Genomic DNA, 7,567 nt, shown 5'->3' on the forward strand with positions numbered 1-7,567 from the left:
AACAAGCCCGAAACGCAGATCATTGCCATCTATGGCAAGGGCGGCATCGGCAAGAGCTTCACCCTGGCCAACCTCAGCTACATGATGGCCCAGCAGGGCAAGAAGGTGCTGCTGATCGGTTGCGACCCCAAGAGCGACACCACCAGCTTGCTGTTCGGAGGCAAGGCCTGCCCCACCATCATCGAGACCAGCAGCAAGAAGAAGCTGGCCGGCGAGGCGGTGGCCATCGGCGACGTGTGCTTCAAGCGCGACGGCGTGTATGCGATGGAGCTGGGCGGGCCCGAAGTGGGCCGCGGCTGCGGCGGCCGCGGGATCATCCACGGCTTCGAGACGCTGGAAAAGCTCGGCTTCCACGAGTGGGGCTTCGACTACGTGCTGCTGGACTTCCTGGGCGACGTGGTGTGCGGCGGCTTCGGCCTGCCGATCGCCCGCGACATGTGCCAGAAGGTCATCGTGGTGGCCAGCAACGACCTGCAAAGCCTGTACGTGGCCAACAACGTGTGCAGCGCGGTCGAGTACTTCCGCAAGCTGGGCGGCAACGTGGGCGTGGCCGGCATGGTCATCAACAAGGACGACGGCACCGGCGAGGCCGCGGCTTTTGCCGAGAACGCCGGCATCCCGGTGCTGGCGGCGATTCCGGCCAACGAGGACATCCGCCGCAAGAGCGCCAGCTACGAGATCATCGGCCGCCCCGGCACGGCCTGGGCGCCCCTCGTCGAGACCCTGGCCCGCAACGTGGGCGAGGCACCGCCGATGCGGCCCAAGCCGCAGACGCAGGACGAACTGCTGGGCCTGTTCTCGGCCGACAGCGTCGGCCGCGACGTGGTGCTGCAGCCCGCCACCGAAGCCGACATGACCGGCCAGACGGTGGTGGTGCGGCCTTCGCTCGAAGTGGTCTACGACGCGGCCTGAGCCATGAGCTGCCACGCCACCGCCGACATGCAGGCCGCCGCGCAGGCGGCCGGCAAGGCCGAAACCCTTCAGCGCTACGCCGCCGACTACCCGGTGGACCGCAACACCGGCCCGCACGGCCAGCCGCAGAGCATGTGCCCGGCCTTCGGCTCGCTGCGCGTGGGCCTGCGCATGCGGCGCACCGCCACCATCCTGAGCGGCTCGGCCTGCTGCGTCTATGGCCTGACCTTCACCTCGCACTTCTACGGCGCGCGGCGCAGCGTGGGCTACGTGCCCTTCAACAGCGAGACGCTGGTCACCGGCCAGCTGTTCGAGGACATCCGCCGGGCGGTGTTCGAGCATGCCGACCCCGAGCGGCTGGACGCCATCGTCGTCATCAACCTGTGCGTGCCCACCGCCAGCGGCGTGCCGCTGCAGCTGCTGCCGCGGCAGATCGACGGCGTGCGCGTGATCGGCATCGACGTGCCGGGCTTCGGCGTGCCCACCCATGCCGAGGCCAAGGACGTGCTGGCCGGCGCCATGCTCAAGTTTGCCCGCCATGAGGCGGAGGCCGGCCCGGTGGCCGCGCCCCGCGGCGGCGTGGAAGCGCGGCCCACCGTCACCCTGCTGGGCGAGATGTTCCCGGCCGACCCGGTGGGCATCGGCATGATGCTGGCGCCCATGGGCCTGGCCGCCGGCCCGGTGGTGCCCACACGTGAATGGCGCGAGCTGTATGCCGCGCTCGACGGCCATGTGGTGGCCGCCATCCATCCCTTCTACACCGCCAGCGTGCGTGAGTTCCAGGCCGCCGGCCGGCCGGTGGTGGGCTCCGCGCCGGTAGGCGTGGAAGGCACCGAAGCCTGGCTGCAGGCCATCGGCCGCACGGTGGGCGTGGCCCAGCCGCTGATCGACAGCGCGGTGCAGCGGGTGCTGCCGGCCATCCGCGGGGCGCTGGCCAGGTTGCCTATACAAGGCCGCATCACCGTCAGCGGTTACGAAGGCAGCGAGCTGCTGGTGGCGCGGCTGCTGATCGAAAGCGGCGCCGAAGTGCCCTACGTGGGCACCGCCTGCCCCGCGACACCGTGGAGCGAGCCCGACCGCCAATGGCTGGAGGCCCGCGGCGTGCACGTGCAGTACCGCGCCAGCCTGGAGCAGGACCTGTACGCCATGCGGCATGCCCAGCCCGACCTGGCCATCGGCACCACGCCGGTGGTGCAGGCGGCCAAGCAGGCCTGCATACCGGCGCTGTACTTCACCAACCTCATCTCGGCCCGGCCCTTGATGGGGCCGGCCGGTGCCGGCTCGCTGGCGCAGGTGGTCAATGCGGCGATTGCCAACCGCAGCCGCTTTCACCAGATGAAGGACTTCTTCGGCGACACCGGCCAGGGCGACAAGGCCGGCGTGTGGGAAACCACGCCCAAGCCCGACGCCGCCTTCCGCGCCGACACCCGCCGCCGGGTCATCAAGCTCAAGGTGGCGCAGGAGCAGTTGGGATGAGCTTCGTCATTGACCACGACAGAGCCGGCGGCTACTGGGGCGCCGTGTATGTGTTCACCGCCATCAAGGGCCTGCAGGTGGTGATCGACGGCCCGGTGGGCTGCGAGAACCTGCCGGTGACCAGCGTGCTGCACTACACCGACGCGCTGCCGCCGCATGAGCTGCCCATCGTCGTCACCGGCCTGGCCGAAGAGCAGCTGGGCCGCGAAGGCACCGAAGGCGCGATGAAGCGCGCCCATGCCACGCTGGACCCCGACCTGCCCAGCGTGGTGGTCACCGGCAGCATCGCCGAGATGATCGGCGGCGGCGTGACGCCCGAAGGCACCACGCTGCAGCGCTTCTTGCCGCGCACCATCGACGAAGACCAGTGGCAGTGCGCCAACCGCGCGCTGTACTGGCTGTGGCAGCAGTACGGCCTGCGCAAGGTGCCCGAGCGGGTGCGGGCGCCGGGCGACAAGCCGCGCGTCAACATCATCGGGCCGGCCTACGGCATGTTCAACGGCCCCAGCGACCTGGCCGAGATCCGCCGCCTGGTGCAAGGCATCGGCTGCGAAGTGAACATGGCGTTTCCGCTGGGCAGCCACCTGTCGGAGGTCTCGCGCCTGGTGGAGGCCGACGTCAACATCTGCCTGTACCGCGAATACGGCCGCCTGCTGTGCGAGCACCTGGAGCGGCCCTACCTGCAGGCCCCCATCGGCCTGCACTCCACCACCGCCTTCCTGCGCGAGCTGGGCCGCCTGACGGGGCTGGACCCCGAGCCCTTCATCGAGCGTGAGAAGCACACCACGCTCAAGCCCATCTGGGACCTGTGGCGCTCGGTCACGCAGGACTTTTTCGGCACTGCCAGCTTCGCTGTGGTGGCGGGCGAAACCTACGCCCGCGGCATCCGCCACTACTTGGAAGACGAGCTGGGCCTGCCCTGCCAGTTCGCGGTGTCGCGCAAGCCCGGCAGCAAGACCGACAACGCCGAGGTGCGCCGCCAGCTGCAGGCGCAGCAGCCGCTGGTGATGTTCGGCTCGTACAACGAACGCATGTACCTGGCCGAGGTCGGCAGCGCACGCCCCGGCCCGCGGCCGAGCTGGATCGCCGCCTCCTTCCCCGGTGCGGTGATCCGCCGCGCCACCGGCACGCCCTACATGGGGTACGCCGGCGCCACCTGGCTGCTGCAGGAGTACTGCAACGCCCTGTTCGATGCGCTGTTCCATGTGCTGCCGCTGGGCACCGAGATGGACGCCGTGCCCGCCACGCCCGCCCGCCAGCACGCCACGCTGGCCTGGGACGAAGACGCCCGCCGGCAGCTCGATGCGCTGGTGGAGGCGCAACCGGTGCTGGTGCGCATCTCGGCGGCCAAGGCGCTGCGCGACGCGGCCGAAGCCGCGGCCCGCCGCGCCGGCCGCGACAGCGTGGGCCTGACCGACCTGCCGGCCGAAGCGGGCACCCCGGCGGTGGCCTCATGAAGCCCTGCATGCCTTGCTCCGCCCGGCCAGGGCAGCCTTTGCCGCGCGGGCTTTTGCGCGGTGCCGGTCGCAAGACCACCGGCCGCAAGGCCATCGATCGAAGGAACCCTCCCTATGCTTGATCCCAGAAGCGGCTCGCTTTCCGGCCTGACAGAACAGGAAGCGAAGGAATTCCATGGCGTGTTCATGACGAGCTTCGTCGGATTCACCGCCGTGGCCATCGTGGCCCACGTCCTGGTGTGGATGTGGCGTCCGTGGCTGTAGCCACAGCCCATTGACGAGAGGGTTGTCATGACCGACCTCACCCACCATCACTCGCTGCCCACGGCAGCGCCTGCCCGGGACTCGCTGGCCACTGTCGGCGTGTTCATCGCAGGCTTTGCCGTGCTGCTGGTGTTCGCCCTGCTGGCGCAGCTGCTCATGCTGCCCTGGCGGGCCTGGCTGCCGGGCGCCGAGGGCGAGCCTTCGCTGCTCGGTGCGGTGCGGGCGGCCGTGTACACCTTCATGTCCTACCTCGACTGATAGGAGGCCCCACCATGTGGCGTATCTGGCTTTTGTTCGATCCGCGTCGCGCGCTCGTCGCTCTGTTCGTGTTCCTGTTCGTGCTCGCGCTGCTGATCCATTTCATCTTGCTGTCCACCAACAAGTTCAACTGGCTCGACGGCCCCACCAAGGCCGTGGCCACGCAGAACTCGGCGATGCCGGCGGCCACCCCGCCCGCGCGCTAGCGCCCCACCGCAGGCAGGCACCGCGGCGCGGCTGCGGCACCTGCCTGCACTTGTCCAAGACGTCCTGGCGAAAGGATGCCCCATGGCCATGCTGAGCTTCGAAAGAAAGTACCGGGTCCGCGGCGGCACGCTGATCGGCGGCGACCTGTTCGACTTCTGGGTCGGCCCCTTCTGGGTCGGCTTCTTTGGTGTCACCACCGCGTTCTTCTCGCTGGTGGGCACCTTGCTGATCATCTGGGGTGCCTCGCAGGGGCCCACCTGGAACCTCTGGCAGATCAACATCGCGCCGCCCGACCTGCATTACGGTCTGGGCATGGCCCCGCTGATGGAAGGCGGGCTGTGGCAGCTGATCACGGTGTGCGCCATCGGCGCCTTCGTGTCCTGGGCGCTGCGCGAGGTGGAGATCTGCCGCAAGCTGGGCATGGGCTACCACGTGCCCGTGGCCTTCGCGGTGGCCATCGGCGCCTACGTCACGCTGGTGGTGGTGCGGCCGGTGCTGCTGGGTGCCTGGGGGCATGGCTTCCCGTACGGGATCATCAGCCACCTCGACTGGGTGTCCAACACCGGCTACCAGTACCTGCATTTCCACTACAACCCGGCGCACATGCTGGCGGTGAGCTTCTTCTTCGCCACCACCTTCGCGCTCAGCCTGCATGGCGCGCTCATCCTGTCGTCCACCAACCCCGCCAAGGGCGAGCCGGTGAAGACGGCCGAGCACGAGAACACCTTCTTCCGCGACGCCATCGGCTACTCCATCGGCACGCTGGGCATCCACCGCCTGGGCCTGTTCCTGGCGCTGTCGGCCGGCTTCTGGAGCGCGGTGTGCATCGTCATCAGCGGGCCCTTCTGGACCCGCGGCTGGCCCGAGTGGTGGACCTGGTGGCTCAACCTGCCGGTGTGGCGTTGAAGGAGACCTGGCATGGCCGAATATCAAAACCTCTTCACCCGCGTGCAGGTGGCCGGCGCTTCCTACCCCGGCATTTCGCTGGGGCGTGACGACCATGAACGCGACAGCGGCAGCACGCATTCGCACTGGCTGGGCAAGCTGGGCGATGCGCAGCTGGGACCCATCTACCTGGGCTGGCTGGGCATCGCTTCGCTGATCTTCGGCTTCGCGGCCTTCGAGATCATCGGGCTCAACATGTGGGCCAGCGTGGGCTGGGACCCGATCCAGTTCGTGCGCCAGCTGCCCTGGCTGGGGCTGGAGCCGCCGCCGCCGGCCTACGGCCTGACGCTGCCGCCGCTGAACCAGGGCGGCTGGTGGCTGCTGGCCGGCCTGTGCATGACCATCTCGGTGCTGCTGTGGTGGGCCCGCATGTACCGAAGGGCGCGGGCGCTGGGCATGGGCACGCACGTGGCCTGGGCCTTTGCCGCCGCCATCTGGCTGATGCTGGTGCTGGGCATCATCCGCCCGGTGCTGATGGGCTCGTTCGGTGAGGCGGTGCCCTTCGGGCTGTTCCCGCACCTGGACTGGACGGCGGCGTTTTCGCTGCGCTACGGCAACCTGTTCTACAACCCGTTCCACATGCTGTCGATCGCGTTCCTGTACGGCGCGACGCTGCTGTTCGCGATGCACGGCGCCACCATCCTGGCGGTCAGCCGCTTCGGCGGCGAGCGCGAGATCGAGCAGATCACCGACCGCGGCACCGCCAGCGAACGGGCGGCCCTGTTCTGGCGCTGGACCATGGGCTTCAATGCCACGATGGAATCCATCCACCGCTGGGCCTGGTGGTTCGCGGTGCTCAGCCCGCTGACGGGCGGCATCGGCATCCTGCTCACCGGCACGGTGGTGGACAACTGGTTCCTGTGGGCGGTCAAGCACGGCGTGGCGCCGGTGTATCCGCAGGTCTTTGCTCCGGTGACCGATCCGGCGCTGCTGCTGCAAGGGGTCAAGCCATGAAGCACATTGCAACCACGGCCACGGTGCTGGCCGCCAGCCTGCTGGTGGCCGGCTGCGAGCGGCCGCCGGTGGACACGGTGCAGACCGGCTACCGCGGCGCCGGCATGGAGCAGGTGTACAACCCGCGCCTGCTGGCCCAGAACGCGGCGCTGAACACCGCGCCCGAGGCACCGCCACCGGCCTCGCCCGACGGGCCCAAGGCCTCGCAGGTGTTCCAGAACGTCAAGGTGCTGGGCGACCTGAGCATCGGCGAATTCACCCGCACCATGACCGCCATCACCCAATGGGTGTCGCCAGAGCAGGGCTGCGTGTACTGCCACGACGGCGCCAACCTGGCCAGCGACGCCAAGTACACCAAGGTGGTGGCGCGCCGCATGCTGCAGATGACGCAGCACATCAACACCGACTGGAAGACCCACGTCGCGGGCACTGGCGTCACCTGCTACAGCTGCCACCGCGGCAACCCGGTGCCCAGCAAGACCTGGTTCGAGCCGCTGGCGCCGGCCAGCTCGCGCAGCCTGCTGGGCAACAGTGCCGGCCAGAACGCCGCCGCGCCCGAAGCTGCCTGGGCCTCGTTGCCCAACGACCCGTTCTCGCCCTTCCTGCAGCATGCCGAGAACATCCGCGTCATCGGCACCAGTGCGCTGCCGGCGGGCAACCGCCAGTCCACCAAGCAGGCCGAGTGGACCTACGGGCTGATGATGCACATGAGCCAGTCGCTGGGCGTCAACTGCACCTTCTGCCACAACTCGCGCTCGTTCGGCCAATGGGACCAGAGCTCGCCGCAGCGCTACACCGCGTACTACGGTATCCGCATGGTGCGCGACCTCAACGTCTCGTGGCTGGAGCCGCTGACCGACAGTTTCCCGATCGAGCGGCTGGGCCCCAACCACGACGTGGCCAAGATCAACTGCGCCACCTGCCACCAGGGCGCCTACAAGCCGCTGTACGGCGCGCAGATGATGAAGGACTACCCCGCGCTGATGATGCCGCCGCAAGCCGCGGCCGCCGCCTCGGCCGCGATGTCGTCGGCCACGCCGGACGATGGGCAGGGCAGCCTGCGGCGGCTGGCGGCGCTGATGGGGGGTGCGGCG

General features: G+C 69.2%; 9 protein-coding genes. All 9 read left to right on the plus strand.

Going from position 1 to position 7,567, the window contains the following annotated elements; translation table 11 throughout:
- Positions 1 to 912 (plus strand): chlorophyllide a reductase iron protein subunit X (locus ABNT58_RS24520; protein ID WP_348756008.1); only part of this gene is annotated, 912 nt, incomplete at its 5' end.
- 3 nt (positions 913 to 915) lie between these two features.
- A complete protein-coding gene (gene bchY / locus ABNT58_RS24525) occupies positions 916 to 2,388 on the plus strand; it encodes a chlorophyllide a reductase subunit Y (RefSeq protein ID WP_348756009.1) in 1,473 nt (490 codons plus the stop codon).
- Positions 2,385 to 3,845: a chlorophyllide a reductase subunit Z gene (gene bchZ, locus ABNT58_RS24530; RefSeq protein WP_348756010.1), complete on the plus strand. Its 1,461-nt coding sequence runs from the start codon at positions 2,385 to 2,387 to the stop codon at positions 3,843 to 3,845. The genes bchY and bchZ overlap by 4 nt, the downstream gene beginning before the upstream one ends.
- 114 nt (positions 3,846 to 3,959) lie before the next feature.
- Positions 3,960 to 4,109: a light-harvesting antenna LH1, beta subunit gene (pufB, locus tag ABNT58_RS24535; RefSeq protein WP_348756011.1), complete on the plus strand. Its 150-nt coding sequence runs from the start codon at positions 3,960 to 3,962 to the stop codon at positions 4,107 to 4,109.
- A 27-nt stretch (positions 4,110 to 4,136) separates the two neighbouring features.
- Positions 4,137 to 4,367 (plus strand): hypothetical protein, encoded by a 231-nt coding sequence (locus tag ABNT58_RS24540; protein ID WP_348756012.1) that lies wholly within the window; start codon positions 4,137 to 4,139, stop codon positions 4,365 to 4,367.
- A gap of 14 nt (positions 4,368 to 4,381) precedes the next feature.
- Positions 4,382 to 4,573: a light-harvesting antenna LH1, alpha subunit gene (pufA, locus tag ABNT58_RS24545; protein WP_348756013.1), complete on the plus strand. Its 192-nt coding sequence runs from the start codon at positions 4,382 to 4,384 to the stop codon at positions 4,571 to 4,573.
- Between the two features lie 82 nt (positions 4,574 to 4,655).
- Positions 4,656 to 5,480, plus strand: a complete 825-nt coding sequence (gene pufL / locus ABNT58_RS24550) for a photosynthetic reaction center subunit L (RefSeq protein ID WP_348756014.1) — start codon at positions 4,656 to 4,658, stop codon at positions 5,478 to 5,480.
- A gap of 12 nt (positions 5,481 to 5,492) precedes the next feature.
- Positions 5,493 to 6,473, plus strand: a complete 981-nt coding sequence (gene pufM / locus ABNT58_RS24555; protein ID WP_348756015.1) for a photosynthetic reaction center subunit M — start codon at positions 5,493 to 5,495, stop codon at positions 6,471 to 6,473.
- A partial coding sequence (pufC, locus tag ABNT58_RS24560) for a photosynthetic reaction center cytochrome PufC (protein WP_348756016.1) occupies positions 6,470 to 7,567 on the plus strand: 1,098 nt, incomplete at its 3' end. The genes pufM and pufC, both read left to right, overlap by 4 nt.

This window comes from uncultured Aquincola sp., assembly GCF_964001545.1.
In the GTDB taxonomy this organism is placed as follows: domain Bacteria; phylum Pseudomonadota; class Gammaproteobacteria; order Burkholderiales; family Burkholderiaceae_C; genus Aquincola.